Consider the following 26,411-nt stretch of genomic DNA (forward strand, 5'->3'; position numbering starts at 1 on the left):
GGTTTATGATTGATTGAAGTTTTAGTAATTAGTATTTCAAAACCATTATTAATTGGTATTTATGAAAACAAAAAATTAATAAAAGAGTATAAATTAGAAGGTAAAACTTCTGATTTATTACCTTCTCTTTTCTCTAATATTTTAAAAGAATTTGATATAAATAGAATAAATTATGTAAATTCTCCTGGATCTTATATGGCGATAAAAGTTGCTTATATTTTTTTAAAAACTATATCTATTTCAAAAAAAATTGAATTTATGGCCTGTAATGGTTTTGAATTTAATGAAAATTCACCCATAAAAGCTTTAGGTAAAAAATATTTTATTCAAGATAAAGATAGTATTAAAGTTGATTTTTTAGAAAAAAACGATATACTTCGCGACTTTAAATTACCTAATAGTATAGATAAAATAAATTTTAATAAACAAACACTGCCAATATATAATTTACCAGCTGTTTAAATAAGGAAATAGATGAAAGTAAGTGTTCCCGCAACAAGTGCTAACTTGGGACCAGGTTTTGATTCATTAGGCTTAGCAATTGCCATGAAAAACCAAGTAATAATTAAACCATCAAAATTTCATAGTGTATCATTAAAAGGTGAGGGTGCAAATAACCCAGTTTTAAAAGATAACAATATGTTTATTTCGATTTTTAATGATTTTTATCATAACTTAGCAGTTAGAAAAAGACATTATAGATTTGAATTCTATAATGAAATCCCTTTATCACGTGGATTAGGAAGTTCTTCTGCTGTTATTGTATCTGCTATTGCATCTGCATATGCAATAGAAGGAATAAAATTAGAGAAATCTAAATTATTAAATTTAGCACTTGCCTATGAAAATCATCCAGATAATATTACACCTGCTGTTATGGGTGGATTTAATGTAGCAACAGTACAAGAAAATGAAGTAAAATTTATAAATAAATCTATTCCAAATATATTAAGAGCTGTTGTTGTTGTACCAAATAGACCAATTTCAACACAGGTATCAAGAAAAGCATTACCTTATAAATATTCAAAAGAGGATGCAGTTTTTAATATCTCACACTCATCATTATTAACAGCTGCATTTATGAGTGAAGATTGGAAAATGCTTAGAACTGCATCCTTAGATAAAGTACATCAAAAATATAGAATGAAACAAATGCCAGAATTATTTGATGTGCAAAAAACTTCATTAAGATCAGGTTCATTAATGAGTACACTTTCAGGTTCTGGTTCTACACTGTTTTCTATTTGTTTTGCAGAAGATGCAAAAAAAATAGAAAAATCGCTTAAGAGTAAATTTCCACATTTTAAAGTGTTCATAAGTGACTTTGATAATAATGGTGTTCGAGTTGAAATTTAAGTTAGTTTTGATATTAAGTAAATTTTAGGTATAATCATTGGCTAATTTGAAATTAACACTTCGAACATGTATTGTTTGTAGGAAAAAAACAGAACAAAAAGAACTTTTTAGATTAAAATGTGAAGATAAAAAACTTGTACCCTATAACAATTATGGTAGAAGTTTTTATATCTGTAGGGATTGTATTAATTTATTGCAATCAGATATTAATCAAAAAGCCTATAAAAAAATAGAAAAGTCACTTTTTAGAGAGTGCAAAAATAAAGATAAATATGTTGAACAACTTAAGGAGATGCTAACAGATGTCAGATAAAGTAAGAGTTTATGAAATTGCAGAAGAGGCAGGAGCTTCTAGCTCAGATGTAATTGCAAAAGCAAAAGATTTAAAAATAGAACTAAAATCACCACAAAGCGCAGTATCATATGAAGATGCTGAAGAAATCACAAAATATATAATGACTGGAAAAAGTTCTAAATTAGTGAAAAAGAAACCAGTAAAAGTAGAAAAAGCAGTAGTGAAAAAAGTAGTAGAAGAGACTAAAGAAGAAATTTCTGAGTCAAAAGTAGAAGAAAAAGAAGAGATTACAAAAGTTGAAAGTAAAACAGCTGTTAAAAAAGTTGGGATATCAAAACCTAAAACTCTAGATAGCAAAGCATCTCCAAAAGAAAACATAGAAGAAGTTAAAATAGCACCTGAAGTTAAAGAAACAAAAGAAGTAAAAACAGATGAAACAGCTAAAAAAGTTAATGATGAAGATTCTGAAGCTCCAAAAATTAAAAAGATTATTCCTAAAAGAAGAGGTCTTAAAATAGTTAAGAAGAAAAAGCCTAGAGAAGTTGAAACTCCAAAAGTAGAGTTCAATACTCCAATAGCCGGTGCTCCTAAAAAACAAATGAAATCACTTAGTGAAATTTTAGGAAATAATTCTGATGAGAAAAAAGATATAACTGACAATAGATCTAAACCAAAAAAAGAAAAAAAGAAAAGTAGCGTAAGAGCTCAAGATCATGGTAGAAGACTTGATGTTGAAAGAAAAACTCCAGATGAGTTCTCTAATAGTACAGATTCAATTTTAGGTGAAGAAGTATTTTTACTTGATTTAGGATTAGCAGATAAATCTAAATTACTTGAAGAAACAAAACCTCAAAAACAGAATAAACAATCTAGATCTTCTAGACCAGCCGCATTTGGAAATAGACCACAAGGTTTAAAAAGAGGTAAGAGAAAGAAAAGATTTAAAAGAGAAGAAGAAGAAGTTGAAATTACTGAAGTTTCAATTCCTGAAGAATGTAGAGTATATGAATTTGCTGAAGCTTGTGGGAAAACTGCATCTGATGTAATTTCAGTATTATTTGGTTTAGGAATGCTTGTTACTAAAAATGACTTTTTAAAACAAGATGAATTAGAAATTCTTGGTGAAGAGTTTGGTATTGAAGTAACAGTAAGAGATGCTTTAGAAGATGTAAATTATGTTGAAGATTATGCTGATGAAGATATTGATGAAAGTAATTTCGTAACTCGTCCTCCAGTTGTTACAATTATGGGACATGTTGATCATGGTAAAACTTCATTATTAGACAAAATTAGATCAGCAAAAGTAGCTTCAGGTGAAGCTGGTGGGATTACTCAACATATTTCTGCATATACAGTTGATCAAAATGGTCAAAAAATTACATTTGTAGATACACCAGGACATGCCGCTTTCTCTGAAATGAGATCAAGAGGTGCTGATGTTACTGATATTATTATTATTGTTGTTGCCGCTGATGATGGTGTTAAACCACAAACTGAAGAAGTGATTTCACATGCAAAAGCATCTGGATGTCCAATTATTGTTGCAGTTAATAAAATTGATAAAGAGTCTGCTAATATGGATATGGTTAAAGCTCAAATGGCAGAGAGAGAAATGACTCCTGTTGATTGGGGTGGGGATGTTGAATTTATTGGAGTATCTGCTTTAAATGGTACGGGTATTGATGATTTATTAGAAAATATTTTAATTCAATCTGAAATGTTAGAACTTAAAGCTGATCCTACTGCAAAAGCAAAAGGTGCAGTTGTTGAATCACTACTTGAAAAAGGTAGAGGTCCAGTTGCAACTATTATTGTTCAAAATGGTACATTAAGAGTTGGTGATAATATTGTTTGTGATACTACATACGGTAGAGTAAAAGCAATCACTAATGACCAAGGTAAACCAGTAAAAGAATTAGGACTTTCTGAAACAGGTAATGTTTTAGGTTTAAATGAAGTTCCAGTTTCTGGTGCTGTAATGGTTGCACAAGATACAGATAAAGAAGCTAAAGATATTGCAACAACTAGAGCAGAACATGCCAGAGCTAAAGAATTATCTAAATCTACTAAAGTAACTTTAGAAGAGATGAGTGGATTAATTGCAGAAGGTAAGATTAAACAACTTCCTGTAATTATTAAAACTGATGTTGGTGGTTCTTTAGAAGCTATTAAAGGTTCATTAGAAAAAATTGCTAATGATGAAGTAAAAGTTAAAGTTATTCATGCAGCAGTTGGTGGGATTACTGAGTCTGATTTAGTTCTTGCAGGTGCATCTGAAGGGTGTATTATTTTAGGATTTAATGTAAGACCTACTGGTTCTGTTAAATCAAAAGCAAAAGCTGATGGTGTTACTATTAATACTTATACTATTATTTATGATTTACTTGATGATGTTAAAGATGCATTATCTGGAATGATGAGTGCAGTAATTAGAGAAGAAAACACTGGTCAAGCTGAAGTTAGAGATACATTCGTTGTTCCTAAAGTTGGAACAGTTGCAGGATGTTTAGTAACTGATGGCAAAGTAATCAGAGGTGGTCATGCAAGAATTATTAGAGATGGAGTTGTTACTTATACTGGTAAAATTTCATCATTAAAAAGATTTAAAGATGATGCTAAAGAAGTTGCTAATGGTTATGAGTGTGGTATTATGTTTGATAAATTTAATGACATTAAAGTTGGAGATTTTATTGAAACATTTATTCAAATTGAAGAAAAAGTTTCGATTGACGATTAATTATGAAAAGTGTTAATTTACAAAGAACAGAATCTTTATTAATGGAGTTAATTCCTGAAGCATTATCTGATTTAGCAGATGCAAGAATTAACTCTTTGGCTATCACAGGTGTAAACTGTAAAAATGGTAAATATGATGCCTTAGTTTATTTTGATGGCTCAGATCTTGAAAAAAAAGAGATTACACAAGTTGTATCATTATTAAACAAAGCAAATGGAAGATTAAAGTCTCATATCCTTGCAAGTACTGGTTGGTATAAATGTCCTGACTTTAAATTTGTTAATGATACTTCTTTAGAAAAATCAAGAAATATTGAAGCATTATTTGCACAAATTAATAAAAATAAAAGTGAAGACTAATGAATTTAGAAGAATCAATAAAATTAGCAGTTGAAAGTTTAGGTGTTGAATTATATGATATTACAACAGCTAGAGAACATAGTGACACTATTTATAGAGTTAGTATAACTCATAAAGATGGTGTAAATCTAGATAAATGTGCTGAAGTTTCAAGAATGATTTCACCAATATTGGATTTAGATGAACCTCTAGGTGGAAATTATAAACTTGAAGTTAGTTCTCCTGGAATTGAAAGAAAACTAAAATCTACTAATCATTTTATCGCTTCAGTTGGTGAAAATATTAAAGTAAAAGATATTGCAACAGAAGTTTACAAAGGTAAATTAACTAGTGCAGATAAAGAAAAAATCACAATAGAAACTGAATTTGGAGATGAGACTATAGAATATGGTTCTATATTATCAGCTTCAACTTATTTTGAATGGTAATAGAGCAAAGCTCTATTATCTTTTAACTCCTAATTAATTACTCTTTAAATATACTAAGCCTCAAAAAACATACTATTTACGAAAGATTTAACTAATGAAAATAAATGACGAATTTTTTATGAAATTAGCCCTTGATGAAGCATGGAAATACCAACTTTTAACTTATCCAAATCCTGCCGTTGGGTGTGTTGTTGTCAAAGGTGAGAGTGAGATCTTAGCTATTGAAGCACACAAAGAAGCTGGAATGCCACATGCTGAAATTAATGCCCTTAAAGCAGCTTTTTTAAAATATCATCCAAATAATATATTGAAAACAAAAAGTTCTTCAGATGAAATACATGAGTATTTAATAAATAATCATGAAGATTTTTTTAATGATTGTACTATTTATGTAACATTAGAACCTTGTAATCATATAGGAAAAACACCAGCATGTGCAAATTTATTGAAAAGCATAAAACCCAAGAAGGTAATTATTGCACATGAAGATATAAATAAAGCTGCATCAGGTGGCTATAAAAGCTTAAAAGGTGCAGATATTGATGTTAGCCTTGGATATATGAAAAAGGAAGCTTATAACCTTTTATATCCATTTATAAAATGGAATAGTGGAAGTTTTATTTTTTATAAAATGGCACAAACCTTGAATGGTTCAATTGATGGAGAAATATCTGAAAATAGAGCTAAAGCTTATGTTCATACATTAAGAGATAAAAGTGATTTAATGTTAATTGGTGGAAATACAGTGAGAATAGATAGACCAACATTAGATGCTAGATATATCGCAGGACAAGCACCTGATATTATGATCTACTCAAAAAATAAAATCTTTGATAATAAAATACCACTTTTCCATGTACCAAATAGAGATGTAATAATTAGTGATGATTTATTTAAATTACTTGATTATAAACTTATTATGGTTGAAGGTACTTATACTTTACTTGAGATATTAAAAGAAAAACTTGATTTTATAATTTTACTTATTAATCCAAAAATAAAAAAAGGTATAAATGCTTTAAATGAAATAGATTTAGATTTTGAAATAATACATGAAAATTATATAGGAAATGAGAAAATAGTATTTTTAAAGAGAAAAAATTAAACATAAAAAAACCTATATCAAAATGATATAGGTCTTTTATTATGAAGAAAAGTTAATTACTTAACTTTTTCAATATATTCACCAGTCTTTGTATCACATTTAATAATGTCACCTTCAATTAAATGAAATGGAATTTGAACAACAGCACCACATTCTAGTGTTGCTGGTTTTCTTCCACCTTGTGAATCACCTTTAAAGTTTGGTGGTGTTTCAACAATTTTCATTTCAACAGTTGCTGGTGGCTCAACAGTAATTGCTTCACCTTTGAAGAACATCATATCAACATTCATACCATCAATAATCCATTTTTCAGTATCCCCAACTTGTTCATATGTTAAACCAATTTGTTCATATGATGTTGTGTCCATAAATTGTAACATTTCACCATCATCATATAAAAACTGCATAGTTTTTTGTTCTAAATCAGGAATTTCGAATTTATCACCCGCATGAAAAGTTTTTTCAATAGTTTTTGCATTTAAAAAGTTTTTGATTTTACATCTTACAAATGCAGCACCTTTACCAGGTTTTACATGTGCATAATCTGTAATTCTATATGGAATACCATCCACTTCAATCTTCATACCTTTTTTTAAATCACTCATCCCTAAAGCCATAAGTTCTCCTTAAATTTCTGCGTAAGCAACAGATCTTGCTGCTTCTAAATTTTCTAATCTTTTTAATGTATTACTACAGATTTTCTCATCAACAAGAATTACAGCTAAAGCACCATCTTTCCCTCTAGATAATCTAAAGTCGGCAATATTAATATTTTCATCACCTAAAAGTTTTCCAACTTCTCCAATAACACCAGGAATGTCATTGTTTCTCATGATAATCATTTTACCTTTTGGTTCAATATCGAATACAAAATTATTGATTTCTACTATTCTTTGAACATTTTCATCAAATACAGTTCCAGAAATTGTATTTACACCTTTTTCAGTTGTAATTTTTACTGTAACTTTATTACTGTATCCGCTATTGTTAGTTAATTCACACGTATCAATAGTAATACCTTTTTCTTCAGCCCAAAATTTTGCGTTAACATAATTAACTTCATCTCCTGAAGAAACTGTAAGTGCTCCTACTGTTGCAAAAGTATTTAAAGAATCTAAGTACTCAGAGATTTCACCTTGTGCACAAACAGAAATTGATCTTATTGCAGATTTATCAATTTGTGCAGTTAGGAAAGCCATTTTTTGAGTTAACTCAATATATGGTTTTACAAATGATGGAATTTTACTTTCATCTATTGGTAAATTTAAAGCATTAGGGTAAGCAATCCCACGTGCAGATTCAATAGCATTTTCAGCAGCTTGAATAGCAATTTGCTTTTGTGATTCTTTTGTATTTGCACCTAGGTGTGCAGTTACAGTAATATTTGGTAAATCTAATAGTGGGTGATCAGTTGCTGGTTCTTTAATAAATACATCAATTCCAGCCATTGCAATTTTCCCAGATTTTAGGTTGTTAAATAATGCATCTTCATTATATAATCCACCTCTTGCACAATTAATTAAAATTACGCCATCTTTCATTTTTGCAATTTCTTCTTCACCTATCATATTTAAAGTTTCTTGATTTTTTGGAGTGTGAATAGTGATAATGTCACAATCTAAAATATCTTGAAAATTATTAGTATAGTTAATACCTAAATCAGTTGCTTTAGTTGAAGGAATATATGGGTCGTATGTTACTACGTCCATTTCAAATGATTTAGCTCTTAATGCAACTCTATGTCCAATGTTACCAAAACCAATAACACCAAGTTTTTTACCATAAAGTTCGTTTCCATACCAATCTTCTCTTTTCCAGATTCGATCTTGTTTTAATTGGTTATGAGCATATGGGAATTTTCTCATACAAGATAACATATGTGTCATTGTTAATTCGACAGCTGCTATCGTATTTGCAGTTGGAACATTCATAGCAATGATTCCTCTTTTGCTACAACCTTCCATATCTACATTATCATAACCAACACCAGCTCTAATAATAGCTTTAAGATTAACAGCTGCATTTAAAAATTTCTCATCAACATTTGTTGATGATCTAGTAATTGCTACATCTGCGTCTTTAATTACATTTAAAAGTTCAGTTTTATCAATATCTGCTGCATATACATAATTTACATCTTCTGTATTTTGAAGAATATTTAATCCATCTTCATGTATATGATCACAAACTACGATTGTGTGTTTACTCATGTTCAATTAATCCTAATTACTTAATTTGATCTTTTAATAAATCACCTAAAGTCATAGATGAAGTATCATTAACTGATTTAAGAACTTCTCTTTCTTGTTGTTGTTCTAATCTTTTAACAGATAATCTAACTCTATTTCTTTTAGTATCAATATTAACAACTACAGCTTCAATTTCATCACCACTTTTGATTTCTTCAATTACTAATGGTTCTACATCTTCATTTCTGATTAAACCATCAAGGTTATCTTCTAATTTAATGAAAACACCGAAATCTTTTGCATCTTTAACAGTTCCTTTAACAATATCACCAATTTTGTGAGTGTCTTGGAATTTTTTTGCAGGAGAATCAGCAATTTCTTTTACTGATAATGAAATATTTTCTTTTTCTCTATCAATTTTGATAATTTTAACTTCTACTTCATCACCTTTTTTGAATAATGCTTTACATTTAGCATTAGTTTCCCAAGATGATTCTTCATTATGTAGTAATCCATCAACATCACCAATGCTAACAAATGCACCAAAATCAGTTAGTGTAGCTATTTTACCAGTAATTATATCACCAACTTTATGCTCTTTTGTAAATTTTGCAAATGGTTTTTCTTGTAAGTTCTTTAAAGATACTCTTAATCTTTTAGCTTCAACATTAAGTTCAATTACTTCAACGTTAACTTCTTCACCTAAAGTTAATAATTCTTTTGGGTTTTTAACGTTTTTATTCCATGAAATTTCAGAGATATGTAATAAACCTTCAATATCATTTCCTAAATCTACAAATGCACCATAAGATTCAAAGTTAGAAATTGTAACAGTAATAGTATCACCAACTTCTAATTCATCTTTAATTTCTTCCCAAGGGTTAGAAAGTGCAGCTTTAATTGATAATGATAAGTGTTGTTTTGCTTTATCATAAGATAATACAACTACAGTAACTTCGTCACCTTCGTTGTAATAATTTGCAGGATTTACAGGACCTTTATAAGAAATTTCATTGTAGTTTACTAAACCATCAATTCCATCTAAATCTACAAACATTCCATAAGAAGTAATTTTTTTAATAATACCATTAACTGGTTCAGCTTTTTCTAAGATATCTGCAACTCTAGAATCTTTAATTGCTTTACCTTCTTCAATTAATTTCTTTCTAGAAACAATAATTGAATTTTGTGCTTCGTTTACTTTTAAAACTTTCGCTTTAACTTTTTTACCAACAGCACCAATTGCTTTTAAGTAAGACTGAGCCATAGGCATGAAATATTCACAGCCTTCTTCGTCTTCAATAATAAATCCACCTCTTTGCTTAACAGAAATGATTTTACCTTCAATTGTTACATTCTCAACATCTTCACCATGTTTTTTTACAAATTCGTCAAATTTTAATTTTTGAAGAACTTTTTTATGTGAAATATTAGGTCTTTCCCCTCTACTTCCCATTAACATAACAGGGATTGTATCACCCTCTTTAAATGCAACTTCACCATTAATTGTAATTTCAGATAAATAAATCTGACCTTCAACTTTTTGACCAACATCAACTAAAACTCTATCACCAGAGATTTCAACAATTACACCATCAACTACAGAGTTGTTTTCCGCATTCTCAAAAGACTCGTTAAGCATTTGCTCAAAATCAAAATCTTCGCCTAAATCAATATCATCGATACCCATTTTATTCCTTCATATTAACCGTTTTTATTTAATGCACGATTATACAAAAAGAATACTTAAATTACTTAATTATAACTTTCTACAGAGTTTACTACTTGTTGAATAATCCAATCAGGAGTCGATGCTCCCGCTGTTATACCACATAATACTTTGTTTTCAAACCATTTAGGATCTAAATCATTTTCATTTTCAATTAAGTATGAATCTTCACAATTCTCCTTACAAATAGAGTGAAGTTGTTTTGTATTTGAAGAATTTTTTCCACCAATTACAATCATTACATCAACTTCTACTGATAGTTCTCTAGCTGCATCTTGATTCTCAAATGTTGCATCACAAATAGTATTAAAGACACGAACTTCTTTATTCTTTAAAATTAATGCATTGACAATTTCAAGATATTTTTCTTTCTTTTTTGTAGTTTGCGCAATAGTTGCTACTTTCCCATATTTAAAGTTTAGCTTCTCCAAGTCAGATGGTTCTAATACTATATGAACATCTTCTTGATCATGTCCATAAGACTGAACTCCTTTAACTTCAGGATGATTTTCATCTCCAAATATTAAAATTGAGTACTCTTCTTTTGACATTTTTTTAACTATTTGTTGTGGTGTTGTAACAAATGGACATGTCGCATTTATTACTTTAGCATTTTGTGCTTTTAGATTTTTTAAATCATTTTTTGGAATACCATGAGTTCTGATAATAATAGTATCATTATCTTTTACTTCTTTTAAATTCTCATAAAGACCAACATTATAATCATTTTTCAATCTATTTATTTCATCTTGATTATGAATTAAAGGCCCCATTGTTGAAGCATTTTCATAAGACTCTGCTATTTTAATAGCTCTTTTAACACCAAAACAAAATCCATAATTTGAAGCTAATTTAACTTTCATCGAATTCCTTTTTCAATTATTTATATAAAGAGTCTAAAATCTCTTTAAAGTTTGGAAAAGAAGTATCTATACATTGAGTATCTTCAATTTCCATATTACTATTTAATCCGGCAATTGCAAAACTCATTGCAATTCTATGGTCACCACATGAATTAATAACAGCTTTTTGAATTTTTCCACCTGTTATTTCATAACCATCTTCAAACTCTTTATAATCAACGCCACAAAGTTTTAAGTTATCAATTACTGCTGTAATTCTATCTGATTCTTTAACTCTCAATTCTTGAGCATTTGATACTTTTGATGTTCCTTTTGCTAAACTCATTGCAATTGATAAAGCAGGAAGTTCATCTATTAACCAAGAAATGTTCTCATCTACGTTAACTGCATTTAACTCATTATTTATAACTTCAATATCTCCTATTGGTTCATAAATATTCTCTTTTTCTATAAAATTAACTGTAACACCCATTCTTTTTAATACATGATAAGCACCAATTCTTGTTGGGTTTAAAGTAACATTTTTTATTAATACTCTTGCATCTTTTGTAATAGCAGCTGCTAGTGCAAAGAAAAATGCAGATGAAGGATCCGTAGGAACTGTAATATTTAGTGGTTTTAGCATTCCTTCTAAAGGATGAATATTTATAAAACCATCTTTATCTGTAGTTAAATTTGCACCCATACCTTTTAACATTCTTTCAGTATGATCACGTGTTAGTTCATTTTCTTTATATCTTGAAATTCCAGTTGCTCTTAAAGCTGCTAAAATCATTGCTGATTTTACTTGTGCTGAATCAACTGGAGAGTGGTATGTAAAAGGTTTTAACTCTTTTACTCCTCTTATAAATAAAGGAGCTTTATTCCCATGTTCTCTTCCATCAATTAAAGCACCTATGCTTCTTAAAGGTTTAGCAACTCTATTCATTGGCCTATTCATTAAGTATTTATCACCAACTAAAGTAAAAGCTCCATCAATAGAAGCTAATAAACCACAAAATAATCTCATTGCAGTTCCTGAATTTCCACAATCTAAAATATCTTTTGGTTCTGTTAAAAGTGCAGTAGGAGTTATTTCTACAGTCCCACCATCTCTTTTTATTGTTGCACCTAATTGCTCTACAATACTTAGTGTATTTAATGTATCTTCAGCAGTTAAATAATTTTTGATATAAGATGTTTTATCAGAAAAAAGTGAAAACATTGCACATCTATGAGATATTGATTTATCACTTGCTATTGAATCAATTTCAATATTAAATGCTTTGTCTAATTTCTTTATACTAAATTTTTCCACTTTTTTATCCTTTAAATACTCATTAATTTCTTATCTTAAGCCAATAGATAATTTTGATTCTAAAGCTTCTAATATATTATTCATTGAAGCTGTAATATCTTCTTCTTCCATTGTTTTTTCATCGTTTTGTAAAACAAATCTAATTGTTAGACTCTCACTTTCACCTAAGCTTTCATCACTATATACATCAATTAAATTATATTGTTTAATATTTACATCATCTAATGAGTTAATTACCTCTTTAATATCTTTATATGCCAACGTTTTTGGTGTTATAATACTTAAATCTTTTTTAGATGCTTGGAATTTTGAATAAGATTTTGTTGTAACTAAATCATTTTTAATTGCATCAAAATCAATTTCAGCAATAAATGTATCTGATAAATCATAATCTTCACAAGCACTTGGATGAACTTTTGAAATATAACCAATTACTTTTCCATCAACAATTACATTTGCATTTTGGTATGGGTGAATAAAGTCATTATATATATTTGTCATTGGCTCTAAATCAAACTTACCAATAGTATTTAAAATCTTTTTTGCAAATTTAAATAAGTCTATATTTTCTGGTTTTCCAGAATTTGCAACATCTTCAAGTTCATCTGCTCCTGTTTGAATAAAAGATATTTTCCTAGATTCATCTCTATTCTCATCAAAAATTGTTCCTATTTCGAAGAATGACGTTGATTTTGCACCAATTTTATAATTACTAGCACAAGCTTCTATTAAATTTAAAACTATAGTTGTTCTGTATGTATTTAATTCTTTTACAATAGGATTTAATATTTCTAATTCTTCTTTAACTACTGGAAATGAGTATTTTTTTAAACTTTCTCTTGATGCAAATACATAAGTTAATGTCTCATTAAATCCATTTTCACAAGCTTTTGCTCTTAATTTATTCTTCTTAATTAAATCATATGTAGTATGGTTAATTCTATTTACTTCATCAATTGCCATAGGTTTTGCTTGAATATTATCAATACCAATTATTCTTACAATCTCTTCAGTTACATCAGCAATATTTTTAATATCATGTCTAAAGAATGGAATCTTTACATTTAAAATATGGTTTAGTGTATCTTTAACTTCAAATCCTAATGAACTTAAAATTTTTTCAACCTCTAACTCAGGAATATCTTGACCAATAATTGCATTTACTTTTGCAATTGCAATATCAAGTGTTGCTTTTTGGCTATCTTCTATAAAAGACTTTCTTCCTTTATAAATTTTTGCTCCAAATGATGAAAGAAAAGTTGTTAAGTAATCTATTCCATAAGAAATATCTGGTTCTGAACCTCTAGAAGATTTATAATAAACTTCTCCTGTAGTTATCTTTGTTTCAAATACTTGCATACAAAGTTTTTCAGGATTTAAGTATGAAGCTTCTATAATAAAAGTAGTATCTGTATTATCTATTTTTTTATGTTCAATACAAACTGTACTCAAATCTTCTTTTCCATAAACAGTATCAAAACCATTTTCATCTTTTTTAATTTCTAAAAGACTTAAATTATTTTCTTCTTTTGCTTTATTTTTTTCGTATGCATTTAATAGTACACCTGTACAATGAGTTGCATAAGTTAATGCATTTTTAATGTCATTATTCTCTTCAAATTTTCCAATAAGTGCAATTCTTAATTTTGCCATAATATCTAATTTAAAATCTTTTAAATCAACAATTTTAAAAATTAAAGATGAATCAATATCACTTGATTGAACATCAAGTATTTGACCAATTCCTAAATCAGTATGAATTACTTTTTTCTCAAAAGTATTTAATGGAATATTATAATAAGCACTTAATTCTCTAGCAACTCCATTTATACTTAAACAGTCACCTCTATTTGCTGTTAATTCAATTTCAATAATAGAATCATTTAAAAGTTTGTACTCAGATAACTCTTTTCCTATGATTAGTTCACCTATTGAATCATCAAGTTCTAAGATCCCATCATTAAGTTTTGCTAATCCTAATTCAGTTGAAGAACAAATCATTCCATTTGATTCAACCCCTCTTAATTTTGCTTTTTTAATTTTGAAATCAGGTGATAATTTACATCCAACAGTTGCAACTGGTACAAATTGTCCTGCATCAACATTTTTTGCTCCGCAAACGATTTGAACAGTTTCCTTCCCAATATCTACTTGACAAATATTTAATTTATCAGCATCTGGATGCTTAACTTTTTCTAAAACTTTTCCTACTACAACTTTAGGTGCAATTGAAACTTGTTCTAAACTATCTACTTCTAAGCCAATAGAATTTAGTGTTTTGCAAATATCATCAGTTGATATTTCACTAATATCAATAAATTCTTCTATCCAAGTTCTTGTAATAATCATCTAAATTGTCCTAATAGTCTTGTATCACTTTCAAATAGTGATCTTAAATCTCCAATATTATGAATAAGCATTGCAAATCGCTCTACACCTAATCCAAATGCATAACCAGATTTGTTTTCATATCCAACTGCTTTAAATACATTTTGGTCAACAACACCACAACCTAATACTTCAAGCCATCCTGTGTGTGAACAAACTCTACAACCTTCACCTTTACAAAATACACATGAAATGTCTACTTCTGCAGAAGGTTCCGTAAATGGGAAAAATGATGGTCTAAATCTAACTTCAACATCTCCAAACATATGATGTAAAAATTCAACTAATACATGCTTTAAATTTGCAAAAGAAATTTTATCTGCATCATCAACTACTAAGGCTTCAATTTGATGAAACATTGGCGTATGAGTAATATCGAAATCACGTCTAAATACAGTTCCTGGTGCTATCATTCTAATAGGAGTATTTTGTTTTAGCATTGTTCTAATTTGAACTGGAGATGTGTGTGTTCTTAAAAGAGTATAATCTTTATTATAAAAAGTATCTTGCATATCTCGTGCTGGATGATATTTTGGCAAATTTAATGCTTCAAAGTTATGAAAGTCATCTTCAACTAAAGGACCCTCTTCAACAGCAAAATTTAAATTTTGAAAGTAAGTTACAATTCTATCCATTGTTTCAACAACTGGATGAGTAGCTCCACAAGAAAGTGTGTTATTAAATCTTGTTACATCAATTTTTTCATTTTCTAATTTTTTATTTAATGCGATTTTTTCTAAGATAACTTTTCTATCTTCAATTGCATTTGTAACTTTTACTTTTTGTTCATTTAAATTTTGTGCAAATGCCTTCTTCTCTTCATTTGGAATAGTTTTCATTTTTGCAAACTCTAAAGTTAAAATACCTTTTTTACCTAATATATCAATTCTAAGGTTTTCTAACTCTTCTAGAGAGGCTGCGTTGTTTATATTTTCAATCAACTCTGTCACTTACAACTCCTATTTTTTTAAGAACAATATTAAATTATTCTAATTGTTATATATCTATATTCTTGCGATTATACTTAAAGATTTATTAGAGTTTGGTTATAATTATTTACGATTTAAATTCAAGGAAAAACAATGTGTATATTTTGTAAAATTGTAAAAGGTGAAATACCAAATCAAACTATATTAGAGGATGAGAACTTTTTAGCATTTAATGATATTAATCCTTCTAGAAAAATTCATGTTTTAATTATCCCAAAAGAGCATTATGATTCATTTGATGTAATTCCTCCAAAAATTATGGCAAGTATGACAGAGTTTATTCATAAAGTAGCTGCAAAATTAGAGATTAGAAAAAGTGGATATAGATTAATTACAAATATCGGTGATGATGGGGGACAAGAAGTCCATCATTTACATTTTCATTTATTAGGTGGAGAGCCAGTAGGGCGATTAGTTAGATAGTAAGTTTCAAAAGAAGGTATTATTTACCTTCTTGAAAAGATCCTAAAGCCATAATTTTTTCATATTTCTTTTGGTATCTTTGTGCGGGTGTTAATTGTTTTAATTCATTAACAGAAGTAACAAAATATTCACCTAAAGCTTTAATTGCCTCATCTTTTTGTCTATGTGCACCAATTAGTGGTTCATTAATAATATCATCAACTAAATTTAAGTCTTTTAAATTATCAGAAGTAATTCTTAATGCATTTGCTGCAGTTTCAACTTTTGTAGGATCGTTCCATAAAATTGCAGAACAACCTTCTGGTGATATTACTGCATAAACTGAATATCTCATCATTGCTAATTTATCTGCTACTGAAATAGCTAATGCTCCACCTGAACCACCTTCACCAATTACAACTGATACAGTTGGAGTTGTTAAATCAGCAAATTCATATAAGTTTCTAGCAATTGCTTCAGATTGATTTCTTTCTTCAGCTCCTAATCCTGGATATGCACCTGGAGTATCCACAAGCATTAAAATAGGAATTTGGAACTTTTCTGCCATTCTTGCAGCTCTTAGTGCTTTTCTATATCCTTCAGGATTTGGCATACCAAAATTTCTATATAATTTATCTTTAGTACCTCTTCCTTTTTGCTCTCCAATAACCATAACTTTTTGCTCACCTATATATCCTAGAAAACAAACAATTGCTTTGTCATCTACATAGTGTCTATCCCCATGAATTTCATAAGCATCTGTTAATAAGCCAGAAATATAATCCATAGCATAAGGTCTGTCTGGATGCCTTGCTAATTGAAGTTTTTGATAGTCACTTAAATTTTTAAAAGTTTTTTCTACTTCTTTTTCAAGTTTTTTTTCTAAGATTTCTACAGCAGGTTCATCTGCTTTAGTTCTTGCAACTATGATATCTTCTTCTATTTTTTTGATTTTATCTTCAAATTCTAAGTAAGTTGCCAAGTTTTCCCCTTTTATATCAAAAAAAAAGAGTTAGTAGAACTAACTCTTTTTTAATTTAAGTATATTTTATTTTTATGCTTCGAATTTTTTAAAAATAACAGAACCGTTAGTTCCACCAAATCCAAAGTTATTACTCATAACTGTAGTTAAGTTTACTTTTCTAGCAGTATTTGGAACATAGTCTAGTCTACATTCAGGATCTTGATTTTCTATATTAATTGTTGGAGGAATGATTCCTTCATTTAATGATTTAATAGCAAAAATAGCTTCAATAGCTCCAGCTGCTCCTAAACAATGTCCAATTTGACCTTTTGTTGAAGTAACAGGAGGACAATTTTCTAATCCATCAAATGCCGCTTCAATTGCTTTTGATTCATTTACATCACCAACTGGAGTTGATGTTCCATGCGAATTGATATAATCAATTTTAACATTTTCTCCTAAGTGTGATGTAGCCATCGCAAGTGCAGCATTCATAGCTCTTAATGGACCATCCATTACAGGAGAAGTAATATGATTCGCATCAGCTGATTCACCAAATCCTATAATTTCACAATAGATTTTTGCATTTCTTTCAAGTGCTGATTCTAAAGTTTCAACAACTAAAGCTCCTGCACCTTCACCCATTACAAATCCATTTCTATCTACATCAAATGGTCTTGAAGCAGTTTTTGGATCATCATTTCTATTTGAAAGTGCTTTCATTGAGGCAAATCCACCCATTCCTGCACCACATATAGCACTTTCAGCACCAACAACTAAAATTCTATCTGCACCATTTGTAACAATTGTTTTTACTGCATCATTTATTGCATGTGTTGAAGCTGCACAAGCAGTTACGTGAGATAAAGAAGGACCTTTTAATCCATGTTCAATTGAAATAAATCCACTTAACATATTTACTAAAGATGATGGAATAAAGAATGGAGAGATTTTTTTAGGACCTCTTTTATCACATACAACTGAATTTTTTTCAATAGTTGATAATCCACCAATACCAGATGCTGAAATAATTCCAAATCTATTAGAAATACTTTCATCAACTTTTCCATCTTCACCTACTAATCCACAATCAAACATTGCTTCTTTTGCTGCTTTAATCCCTAGTTGAATAAATCTATCAGCTTTTTTAACTTCTTTTTTGTCCATTACAGTTGTAGGATCAAAATCTTTTACTTCTCCTGCAATTTTTACAGGGAAGTCAGTTATATCAAATAATGTGATAGTATCAATTCCACATTCACCAGCAACTACAGCTTTAAATGAATCTTCAACATTATGTCCTATTGAATTGATAGTTCCTAATCCTGTTATTACTACTCTTTTCATGAAATATACTCCGTCTAATTAATTATTTATTCAAATTATTCAATTCTTATATTAAAAAATTCAATAATTAAAATTAAAAATAGAATACTAGTCTTCTAGTCTTCTATTTTTTAGCGTTAAAATTACGCGTTATTTTCGATGTATTTTAAAGCATCTGCTACCGTTAAAATACCTTCTGCATCTTCATCAGGAATTTCGATATCAAATTTTTCTTCTAAAGCCATAACTAACTCAACAACGTCAAGTGAATCTGCACCTAAATCTTCAATAAATTTTGAATCTTCTTTTACTTCTGCCGCATCACAATCTAATTGCTCAACTACAACTTCTATTACATCTTCTAATAATGCCATATTTAAATCCTTTTATAAAATTGTCAAAGCATTATAGCAAAAAAGATTTTAAAAAGTCTTTTAAATTATAATCTTTTTAAAATACGTAAATTATATTATACGTACAACCCACCATTAACTTTTAAAATTTCACCTGTGATATATGATGAATGATCACTTAAAAGAAAAGCAACTGCATCAGCAATTTCACTTGGTTGTCCAAATCTTGATAAAGGTATATTCTTTTCATATTCAGCTTTAACTTCATCTTTTAATTCATGAGTCATATCAGTTTGAATGAATCCAGGAGTAACTGCATTATATCTAATACCTCTAGCTGCTGCTTCTTTTGCAAAAGCTTTAGTCATAGCATTTACTCCACCTTTAGATGCAGCATAATTTGTTTGTCCAGGATTTCCCATTTCTCCAACAATTGAAGAAATATTTACGATAGAACCAAATCTTTTTTTACCCATGAATTTTAGTGATGCTTTACATCCAATAAACGTTGATGTTAAGTTTGCAGAAATAACATCATTAAAGTCTTCAACAGACATTCTTAATGCTAGTTTATCTTTTGTAATTCCAGCATTATTAACTAAGTAAGATAACTCTCCATCTGCATCTACTATAGTTTTAATTGCAGCTACAAACTCTTCTTCACTTGTAACATCAGCTTTTATTATTGCAGCTTTTCCACCAGAGGCTTCAATCTCTTTTTGAATTTCTTCAGCAGCTTGGGCTCCACTTCTATAATTTATCCATACTTTTAATCCATATGATGCTAATGTTTTAGCAATTTGTGCACCAATTCCTCTACTTGCACCTGTAACTAATACGTTTGAACCTGTAAAATTCATTTTTATCCTTTATTAAAATTTAATAGTTGTAAGATTATTCTTACATAATTGCATATTATAGCTATACGCCCCTTTTATTATCCCAAACTCGTATATGTAATCTATCACAATATTTATATCCATTATCAATTGCCATTTGAATTACTTTTTCACAATTTTCATTTATACTTTCTGTTGTATCACCTAAAGGCATTAGATATACTTCAACTTTTGGGATATTTTTTAAAATTGTTTCTATTTCATTTTTTGCTTCATGTACTAAATCTTTATTTATTACAAACTTTAAATAAGAGCTTGAATTATTTGTTAAAATCTTATTTAAAGTTTCATAATTTACTCTTTTTTTTAGTGATTCAAGTGAATTGCTTAATTTTACACTCATTGAAAAAATGATTTCTTTTTGATATGCTTTTGTAAAATTAAGATTTAAAGAGGCATTTGTTTCAATAGTTATTTGATGTCCTTGAGTTATATAGTGTTCAAGAAGTTTTTGGAATTCTACTTTATTCCAATATAATAATGGCTCACCACCCGTTATTACAATATCCATTTTATAAACACTTGAGGATTTTGTTGTTAATTTATCAACTTCTTTTACTATTTCTTCATAAGATTTATAGTTTGTCCATGAGTTTTTAAACTCTTTATCAACTGCATAAAATGAATCGCATCCGCATTTTTTAATTCCACTTGGAGTTTCATACTCAACATTAAAACCCACACAGTTAAAATTACATTTTCCAAATCTAATAAAAACAGAAGGAGTACCAACTAGTTTTCCTTCACCTTGAATAGTTGGTCCAAATATTTCATTTATTTCAAGCATAAAAAGTGCTCTTACTTTTAGGTGTTTCTAAAAATTCTATATGAGAAACTTTTACATTTAATTTACTCATTTTATTTTGAACGATTTTTAAAAACCATGCAGATAAATTTTCACTTGTAGGAATAAAATCTACTATTATATAACCTTCATAAAGCTCTTTTAAATGTATTGCTTCATTTGCAAATTTATTTAAATCAATAATTGAATAACCTTCTTCAAAATGGATTAACTCATCTTTTTGTACATTTGGAATTAGAGTTTGAAATAAAGGGTCGTTTATATCTAAAATAAATTTATGATCAAGTACATCATCTATAAAAGCTTTAAACCAATTTAGATGTTTAAAATCTGTAACCATTCCATCTTTTAATTCTTCTGCTTCTAGATAAACTAATATTTTGCCTTGATGACCATGTAAGTGTCTACATTTTAAACATGAATCTAGTGAAAACTCAGGATTTAAAGTTTGTGACCAAACTCTATGTCCATAACAAAAATCGAATTCTTTTGATATTTTCCAATGCATTATTGTACTCTATAAGGAATGGGATCTTTAATATTAGCAAGCCTAAATCCATTTAATCTAAGTCTACATGAATCACAAACACCACAAGCAAAGTCACTTTCTTTATAACATGACCATGTATGTTCTAAGGGAACATTTAACTCTTTTGCATATTGAACAATTTCTTGTTTACTTAAATGTACTAAGGGTGTAATAATTTCAATATTTGTAGTCTCTTTTGTTCCTTGATTAATTGCTTTTGTAATATCGTCTATAAACTCGTCCGTACAATCAGGATATCCAGAACTATCTTCCTGAACAACACCTATATACATAGCTTGTGCTTCTTCTTTTTCCGCAATTGCTGCAGTAATTGAGAGAAAAATACCATTTCTAAAAGGTACATAAGTAACTGGCACTCCACTTTCAACTCCATTTACAGGAATATCTATACTATCATCTGTTAATGCAGATGCCCCAATTTGCGTAAAAAATGGAATATCAATTTCATATTTATTTGTTATTTCTAAGTCATTACAGATATCTCTAAATGCTTTTAATTCTCTTTGTTCTGTTCTTTGTCCATAATTAAAATGAACAGCTATTATTTCATAACCATCTTTCTTTGCAATATATGAAGATAAAGTAGAGTCCATCCCTCCACTTAAAATACATATTGCTTTTTTAGTTGATTTTTTACTCATTGCTTAAAAAGTCCTTTTTTTCTTTACTAAAGAATTTCCAATTTATTGGTAATATTTTTACTTTTGAATTTTTTTCTAATAGGGATACATTTTCATCTAAAACAATTAAAGAATTACACTCTGCTAAAATTGAAACCATCCCAGGTGATCTTTTCTTTGATACAGAAAAACAAACTCCATCAAATGTTCCAGGAATTATAGTAATTCTTCCTTTTCTTGTTTTAAATTCTTCTTTAATTTTTGCTTCAATATAAGCTGGATTTATTTCATTTGATCCTAGTAGTTTTTGAATTAGTATTTTCCCAAATATTTCAAAAATTAAAGCAGATGCAAGAGGGTTTCCTGGAAGATTTAAAATATATGTATTATTTATTTGTCCAAATATTGTAGGCTTACCAGGTTTTATCATTATTCCATCAATTAAAATTTTTAAATCTAAGTCATTAAAAGCATCCCTTGTAAAATCAGCATCTCCAACTGATACTCCTCCTGAAGTTATAATTAAATCTGCATCTAAAGAATTTAAAACTAATCTTTTAATATCTTCAATTGTATCTTTTGCTTGTCCAATAAATGTCACATCACAACCTAACTCTTTAGCACGTGCTATTAAAGTTGGAGTATTTGAATTATATATTTGATGATCTTCTATTCTTTCATAATGAAGTTTTAATTCCTCACCACTTGAAAATACCACAATTTTTGGTTTTTTATAAACTTTTATATGTGAAATTCCCTGACTTGCAAGTAGGGTGATTTTTGCAAAATTTAATTCATCTCCAATATCAATAAGTTTTTCGCCAGTTTTTATATCTTCACCAATAAATCTTATATGTTGAAATTCTTTTACATTTTCTAATATTTTTATATTTTTATCATTTATAGTTTGTATATCTTCTTTAGGAATAATTGCAGTTGTGTTTTTAGGAACTCTAGCACCTGTCATTATTTTAATACAAGTGTTTTCTTTTAAAACTGTATGATTATTGTCCCCTGCAAAAATAGTATCAATTATTTCTAATTCTTTATTTTTGTCATTATATATAATTGCATAACCATCCATTGCAGAATTGTCAAATTTTGGTAATGAACTTGTTGCTATTACTTCTTGGGCACAAATTCTATTTTGAGCATCTTCAATCGCGATAATTTCGAATTTTAATAAAGGTTTGATATTTGAAATAATATCTATTGCAGTTTCTACACTAATAGCCATTTTATTCCTTTGTTTGATTTAAGATAAAAACTTATGACAAGTTAGATATAATAGCGAAAATTTTTAAAAGTGAGATAAACAATAATGGAATTAATGCAAAGCGCAATTGATACACACGTCTATGCAATATATTTTTTCTTAGCAATTATGCTATTTAATTTATATTCAGTACTAACACAAAAAGAGTTCATAAGATTGGCAAAAAGATTAAGAGCAATGACTCCTTTATATCATGTAACTAATGCAATAGTAATTTACACAGGATCAATAGTTGCTTTTTATGCTCATGCAATGAGTATTACAATCTTTTTAATGATACCTGCTTCAATCTTTTTATTAGTAATTGAAATTAAAAGATATAAGAAAATGAGAGTTATTAAGTTTGAACAAGTTGAACTTCAAGAAGAGTTTTACAAATATGCAAGAAAGATTTATACAATAGAAATTTCTGTTATAGTTGTAATTTATATTATAAGTAAAATATTTTAATGCAATTTACATACGATATTAATTGTGGGTCTTCAAGCTTAGAAATAAGTGAAGATACATATAAATATTTAATAAAAGCAAGACGTCATAAAATTGATGATAAAATTTATTTTAGAAATTTAAAAGATAATTCTATATATTTATATAAACTTATTTCTATTTCTAGAAGATCTGCACTTTTATCATTAATTTCTAGTGAAGAAAAAGAAGTTGAAAATAAAAACGATTTACATTTGGGCTGGTGTTTGGTTGATCCAAAAACAGTAGAAAAATACTTAGCTTCATTAAATGAACTAGGTGTTAGAAAAATAACATTTATTTTATGTGAATATTCTCAAAAGAATTTTAAATTAAATATTGAAAAATTAGAAAAAATACTTATTAATTCTTCATCTCAATGTGGAAGATCTAGTATTATTAAACTTGAAACATCTGATAGTTTAGAGCAGTTTGTAAAACAGAATGAAGATACATATTTTTTAGATTTTTGTGAAACTTCAATAGACGATAAAAAAAGTGATATTAAAACATTAGTTATTGGATGTGAGGGTGGTTTTTCAAGTGATGAAAGATTTACTTTTAATAAAGATAATATAGTTGGATTTAATTCATCTTTAATCTTACGAAGTGAAACTGCAATCTTAAGTGCAAGTTCTAAAATACTTATTTAGTATAAATTTTTAAGAGTAAAAAAAAGCTTAGAAATTAATTTCTAAGCTTTTTTTATGTCTTATAAAAAGAAGTTCTAGTGAACTTCTCTCCATTTAGAACCTTTCCAAAGGAAAGCAAATATAGCAAAGATAACCATATAAATTAAGAACTTAGGTCCTAATTCTTCTCTTTGTGCTTTACTTGTATCTCCAACTTCTTCAAGATAAGTAACAACTTGAGCTTGAGATTCTTCTGTTAAACCAACTCTAGGCATTGCTGTACCTTCAAGATGTTTTTGAGGATTATTAATAAATGTTTCTAAGTATTCATGACCTCTTGATTTAATATATTGAGATAAGTCAGGTGGTAATTTACCCATGTAATCTTTAATATTATCATTAGGTGTAAATGCTGCCATTGTCCCTTTTTTCATATCTGCATATTTAATAGAGTGACATCTTTGACAAGCGTCTGTAAATACTTCTTTATTTGACATTTCTTTTGGAGCAATAGATTGTAAATATGCTACCATATCTGCAATTTCTTGTGGTTGCATCCAAGAGTAACCTGGCATTGGATGAGCACGTCCATCTACAAATTTATGTGATACATCTGAAGCTTTTGCAGGATCATTAATAAATGCAGATAAATATTCTTTAGAATATAACTTACCAGCAGATCCTAAATCAGGAGGTGTTACACCATAAGCTGCTGCAGCACTCGCATGATCCATAACTTCAGGGAATCCCTTAGATTTAATAGAGTGACAAGCCGTACAGTTAGCAGTTACAAGAGCTTCTCCAGCTACTGCATTTCCTTTTGCATCAATTGATGGTTGAATTGAAGCCCAAAAATCATTTTTTGTTTTCTCTACAGCTTTAACTTCTTCTAAAGCTACAGTTGCAGAATGGATTTTTTTAGCATCTTTGTTTTTATTTGCTTCATCTAAAGCAGCACTTGCTTCTTTAACTGATTTTTCAGATGATTCTTTATCTGCTTTCGCAAAATTATAATCAGCAGGATGAACATGTGGATGCATTTGAGAGTGAGCAAATGGCTCAACTCCCCAGTATGTAATAAGCGTTAAAGCTACTACTACTGCTAGTATTTTTAATTCTCTCATTATAATGATCCCCTTCTCTTAGCGTCTATTTTTGTTACAATAGGTAAAACTAGGAACAGTACGATAAATGCTACTGCTGCAAAGAATCCAACCCATGCATTTGTACCAGTTGGTGGTAATTTACCATATACAGTAAGTACAATTAAATCGGCCATTAATACCCAGAACCAGATAAAGAATAATGGTCTTTTATGTGCAGGTAAAATAGCAGGATCTCTATCTAACCAAGGTAATACAAGGAAAATACCATTTGCGAATGCAAATGCAATTAATCCAATATCAAAGGCTTTAAAACCAGCTATATCAAAGAAGAAACCTCTTAATACTTCATATGACCATAAGAAATACCACTCAGGATAAATGTGAGCTGGTGTTACCATACTGTCAGCTGGATCAAAGTTAACTGGATCCATTGCAAAGTTATAGTGGAAGAATACTAAATAGAAGTAGAAGATTAAGAAAATACCTAATACAGCTAAATCTTTAGAAATAAATACAGGCCAGAAAGGAATAACTTTTGACTCTTTTTTATTTCCAGCTAAATATTTTTCAGCTTCTTCATCAAAATCAAACTCTTCAGATGACTGATTATTAACATGGGGAATTCTTAACGTATAGAAGTGTAATGCAATAATACCCATAATTGTAACAGGTAATAAGAATACATGTAACATAAAGAATCTAGTTAAAGTTGCATCTGCAACGTTAAAGTCACCTCTAATCCATACAACTAAAGCATCACCAATTACAGGAACTCCACCAAATAAGTTAGTAATAACCATAGCAGCCCAGTAAGACATTTGTCCCCATGGTAACATATATCCAGAGAATCCAGCAGCAGAGAATGTCATAAATAATAACATACCTGAAATCCAAATCATTTCTCTACCTTGTTTGTAAGAACCATAGTAAATTCCTGTAAACATGTGAATATAAATAACTAAGAATACAACAGAAGCTGCAACACCATGCATATGTCTAAATAACCAACCAAATGCAACTTCTTGCATAATTGTGTAGTTAACTGAATCAAATGCTAAATTAATATCTGGTTTATAGTACATCATTAAGAAAATACCAGAGATGATTAAGATTGTAAAAGTAGTAGCTAATAATACACCCATAGCCCATAAGAAGTTAATATCCTTTGGAATCCAGTATTCAGTCATCATAACTTTGTTAAAAGTTGTAGTATTTAACCTTTGGTCTAACCATTCACCAACAGAGTTAGCTTTTTCGAATTTTGCCATTGCTTAC

Annotated in this window: 27 protein-coding genes; 10 read left to right on the forward strand and 17 right to left on the reverse strand. The window is 28.9% G+C overall.

What is annotated here, in order from left to right:
* The first annotated feature begins 9 nt into the window (after positions 1-9).
* The 7 genes from KO488_RS07415 to ribD all read left to right on the forward strand — a co-directional run bounded on the left by KO488_RS07415 (position 10) and on the right by ribD (position 6,280).
* Complete coding sequence (locus tag KO488_RS07415; protein ID WP_216058153.1) at positions 10-462, forward strand: hypothetical protein; 453 nt, start codon at positions 10-12, stop codon at positions 460-462.
* 12 nt (positions 463-474) lie between these two features.
* Positions 475-1,356 (forward strand): homoserine kinase, encoded by an 882-nt coding sequence (gene thrB, locus KO488_RS07420; protein ID WP_216058154.1) that lies wholly within the window; start codon positions 475-477, stop codon positions 1,354-1,356.
* A 37-nt stretch (positions 1,357-1,393) separates the two neighbouring features.
* The gene (locus KO488_RS07425) at positions 1,394-1,669 is read left to right on the forward strand and encodes a DUF448 domain-containing protein (RefSeq protein ID WP_216058155.1); all 276 of its coding nucleotides are present in this window, start codon (positions 1,394-1,396) and stop codon (positions 1,667-1,669) included.
* On the forward strand, positions 1,659-4,388 hold the full coding sequence (gene infB / locus KO488_RS07430; protein ID WP_216058156.1) for a translation initiation factor IF-2: 2,730 nt from the start codon (positions 1,659-1,661) through the stop codon (positions 4,386-4,388). The genes KO488_RS07425 and infB overlap by 11 nt, the downstream gene beginning before the upstream one ends.
* Before the next feature lie 2 nt (positions 4,389-4,390).
* Entirely contained in the window at positions 4,391-4,747 is a 357-nt protein-coding gene (gene rbfA, locus KO488_RS07435) for a 30S ribosome-binding factor RbfA (RefSeq protein WP_216058157.1), read from the forward strand.
* On the forward strand, positions 4,747-5,175 hold the full coding sequence (gene rimP, locus KO488_RS07440) for a ribosome maturation factor RimP (protein ID WP_216058158.1): 429 nt from the start codon (positions 4,747-4,749) through the stop codon (positions 5,173-5,175). Before rbfA ends, rimP begins: the two co-directional genes overlap by 1 nt.
* A 94-nt stretch (positions 5,176-5,269) precedes the next feature.
* Positions 5,270-6,280 (forward strand): bifunctional diaminohydroxyphosphoribosylaminopyrimidine deaminase/5-amino-6-(5-phosphoribosylamino)uracil reductase RibD, encoded by a 1,011-nt coding sequence (gene ribD / locus KO488_RS07445; protein WP_216058159.1) that lies wholly within the window; start codon positions 5,270-5,272, stop codon positions 6,278-6,280.
* A 56-nt stretch (positions 6,281-6,336) separates the two neighbouring features.
* On the opposite strand, the gene efp is transcribed toward ribD, so the two are convergent.
* From efp to pheS, 7 genes are all read right to left on the reverse strand, one after another.
* The gene (gene efp / locus KO488_RS07450; RefSeq protein WP_216058160.1) at positions 6,337-6,897 is read right to left on the reverse strand and encodes an elongation factor P; all 561 of its coding nucleotides are present in this window, start codon (positions 6,895-6,897) and stop codon (positions 6,337-6,339) included.
* A gap of 9 nt (positions 6,898-6,906) precedes the next feature.
* Positions 6,907-8,490, reverse strand: coding sequence for a phosphoglycerate dehydrogenase (serA, locus tag KO488_RS07455; RefSeq protein WP_216058161.1), 1,584 nt, complete (start codon positions 8,488-8,490; stop codon positions 6,907-6,909).
* A 16-nt stretch (positions 8,491-8,506) separates the two neighbouring features.
* Complete coding sequence (locus tag KO488_RS07460; protein WP_216058162.1) at positions 8,507-10,159, reverse strand: 30S ribosomal protein S1; 1,653 nt, start codon at positions 10,157-10,159, stop codon at positions 8,507-8,509.
* 65 nt (positions 10,160-10,224) lie between these two features.
* A complete protein-coding gene (locus KO488_RS07465) occupies positions 10,225-11,061 on the reverse strand; it encodes a 4-hydroxy-3-methylbut-2-enyl diphosphate reductase (RefSeq protein ID WP_216058163.1) in 837 nt (278 codons plus the stop codon).
* A 16-nt stretch (positions 11,062-11,077) separates the two neighbouring features.
* Entirely contained in the window at positions 11,078-12,358 is a 1,281-nt protein-coding gene (aroA, locus tag KO488_RS07470) for a 3-phosphoshikimate 1-carboxyvinyltransferase (RefSeq protein ID WP_216058164.1), read from the reverse strand.
* 30 nt (positions 12,359-12,388) lie between these two features.
* Positions 12,389-14,707, reverse strand: coding sequence for a phenylalanine--tRNA ligase subunit beta (pheT, locus tag KO488_RS07475; RefSeq protein ID WP_216058165.1), 2,319 nt, complete (start codon positions 14,705-14,707; stop codon positions 12,389-12,391).
* Entirely contained in the window at positions 14,704-15,696 is a 993-nt protein-coding gene (pheS, locus tag KO488_RS07480; RefSeq protein WP_216058166.1) for a phenylalanine--tRNA ligase subunit alpha, read from the reverse strand. Before pheS ends, pheT begins: the two co-directional genes overlap by 4 nt.
* A gap of 132 nt (positions 15,697-15,828) precedes the next feature.
* Between pheS and KO488_RS07485 the strand changes: the two genes are divergently transcribed.
* A complete protein-coding gene (locus KO488_RS07485; protein ID WP_216058167.1) occupies positions 15,829-16,158 on the forward strand; it encodes a histidine triad nucleotide-binding protein in 330 nt (109 codons plus the stop codon).
* Between the two features lie 19 nt (positions 16,159-16,177).
* On the opposite strand, the gene accA is transcribed toward KO488_RS07485, so the two are convergent.
* The 8 genes from accA to glp form a co-directional block, all read right to left on the reverse strand.
* Positions 16,178-17,119: an acetyl-CoA carboxylase carboxyl transferase subunit alpha gene (gene accA / locus KO488_RS07490; protein ID WP_216058168.1), complete on the reverse strand. Its 942-nt coding sequence runs from the start codon at positions 17,117-17,119 to the stop codon at positions 16,178-16,180.
* Positions 17,120-17,191: 72 nt separating this feature from the next.
* A complete protein-coding gene (locus KO488_RS07495; protein WP_216058169.1) occupies positions 17,192-18,448 on the reverse strand; it encodes a beta-ketoacyl-ACP synthase II in 1,257 nt (418 codons plus the stop codon).
* A gap of 122 nt (positions 18,449-18,570) precedes the next feature.
* On the reverse strand, positions 18,571-18,801 hold the full coding sequence (acpP, locus tag KO488_RS07500; protein WP_216058170.1) for an acyl carrier protein: 231 nt from the start codon (positions 18,799-18,801) through the stop codon (positions 18,571-18,573).
* A gap of 95 nt (positions 18,802-18,896) precedes the next feature.
* Positions 18,897-19,640 carry a 3-oxoacyl-ACP reductase FabG gene (gene fabG, locus KO488_RS07505; protein ID WP_216058171.1) on the reverse strand — a complete coding sequence of 248 codons (744 nt, stop codon included), beginning with the start codon at positions 19,638-19,640 and terminating at the stop codon, positions 18,897-18,899.
* A 61-nt stretch (positions 19,641-19,701) separates the two neighbouring features.
* Positions 19,702-20,466 carry a 7-carboxy-7-deazaguanine synthase QueE gene (locus KO488_RS07510; RefSeq protein WP_216058172.1) on the reverse strand — a complete coding sequence of 255 codons (765 nt, stop codon included), beginning with the start codon at positions 20,464-20,466 and terminating at the stop codon, positions 19,702-19,704.
* Positions 20,459-20,992 (reverse strand): 6-carboxytetrahydropterin synthase, encoded by a 534-nt coding sequence (locus KO488_RS07515; protein ID WP_216058173.1) that lies wholly within the window; start codon positions 20,990-20,992, stop codon positions 20,459-20,461. The genes KO488_RS07510 and KO488_RS07515 overlap by 8 nt, the downstream gene beginning before the upstream one ends.
* Positions 20,992-21,675 (reverse strand): 7-cyano-7-deazaguanine synthase QueC, encoded by a 684-nt coding sequence (gene queC, locus KO488_RS07520; protein WP_216058174.1) that lies wholly within the window; start codon positions 21,673-21,675, stop codon positions 20,992-20,994. Before queC ends, KO488_RS07515 begins: the two co-directional genes overlap by 1 nt.
* Positions 21,668-22,891, reverse strand: coding sequence for a gephyrin-like molybdotransferase Glp (gene glp, locus KO488_RS07525; protein ID WP_216058175.1), 1,224 nt, complete (start codon positions 22,889-22,891; stop codon positions 21,668-21,670). The genes queC and glp overlap by 8 nt, the downstream gene beginning before the upstream one ends.
* An 84-nt stretch (positions 22,892-22,975) precedes the next feature.
* On the opposite strand from glp, the gene KO488_RS07530 reads away from it, so the two are divergent.
* Entirely contained in the window at positions 22,976-23,380 is a 405-nt protein-coding gene (locus KO488_RS07530) for a hypothetical protein (protein WP_216058176.1), read from the forward strand.
* Complete coding sequence (locus tag KO488_RS07535) at positions 23,380-24,051, forward strand: 16S rRNA (uracil(1498)-N(3))-methyltransferase (protein WP_216058177.1); 672 nt, start codon at positions 23,380-23,382, stop codon at positions 24,049-24,051. Before KO488_RS07530 ends, KO488_RS07535 begins: the two co-directional genes overlap by 1 nt.
* Before the next feature lie 74 nt (positions 24,052-24,125).
* On the opposite strand, the gene KO488_RS07540 is transcribed toward KO488_RS07535, so the two are convergent.
* Both KO488_RS07540 and KO488_RS07545 read right to left on the reverse strand, forming a co-directional pair.
* Positions 24,126-25,154: a c-type cytochrome gene (locus KO488_RS07540; protein ID WP_216058178.1), complete on the reverse strand. Its 1,029-nt coding sequence runs from the start codon at positions 25,152-25,154 to the stop codon at positions 24,126-24,128.
* On the reverse strand, positions 25,154-26,404 hold the full coding sequence (locus tag KO488_RS07545) for a cytochrome b (RefSeq protein WP_216058179.1): 1,251 nt from the start codon (positions 26,402-26,404) through the stop codon (positions 25,154-25,156). The genes KO488_RS07540 and KO488_RS07545 overlap by 1 nt, the downstream gene beginning before the upstream one ends.
* Positions 26,405-26,411 lie beyond the last annotated feature (7 nt).

This window comes from Poseidonibacter lekithochrous (assembly GCF_018861145.1).
Taxonomy (GTDB): domain Bacteria; phylum Campylobacterota; class Campylobacteria; order Campylobacterales; family Arcobacteraceae; genus Poseidonibacter; species Poseidonibacter lekithochrous_A.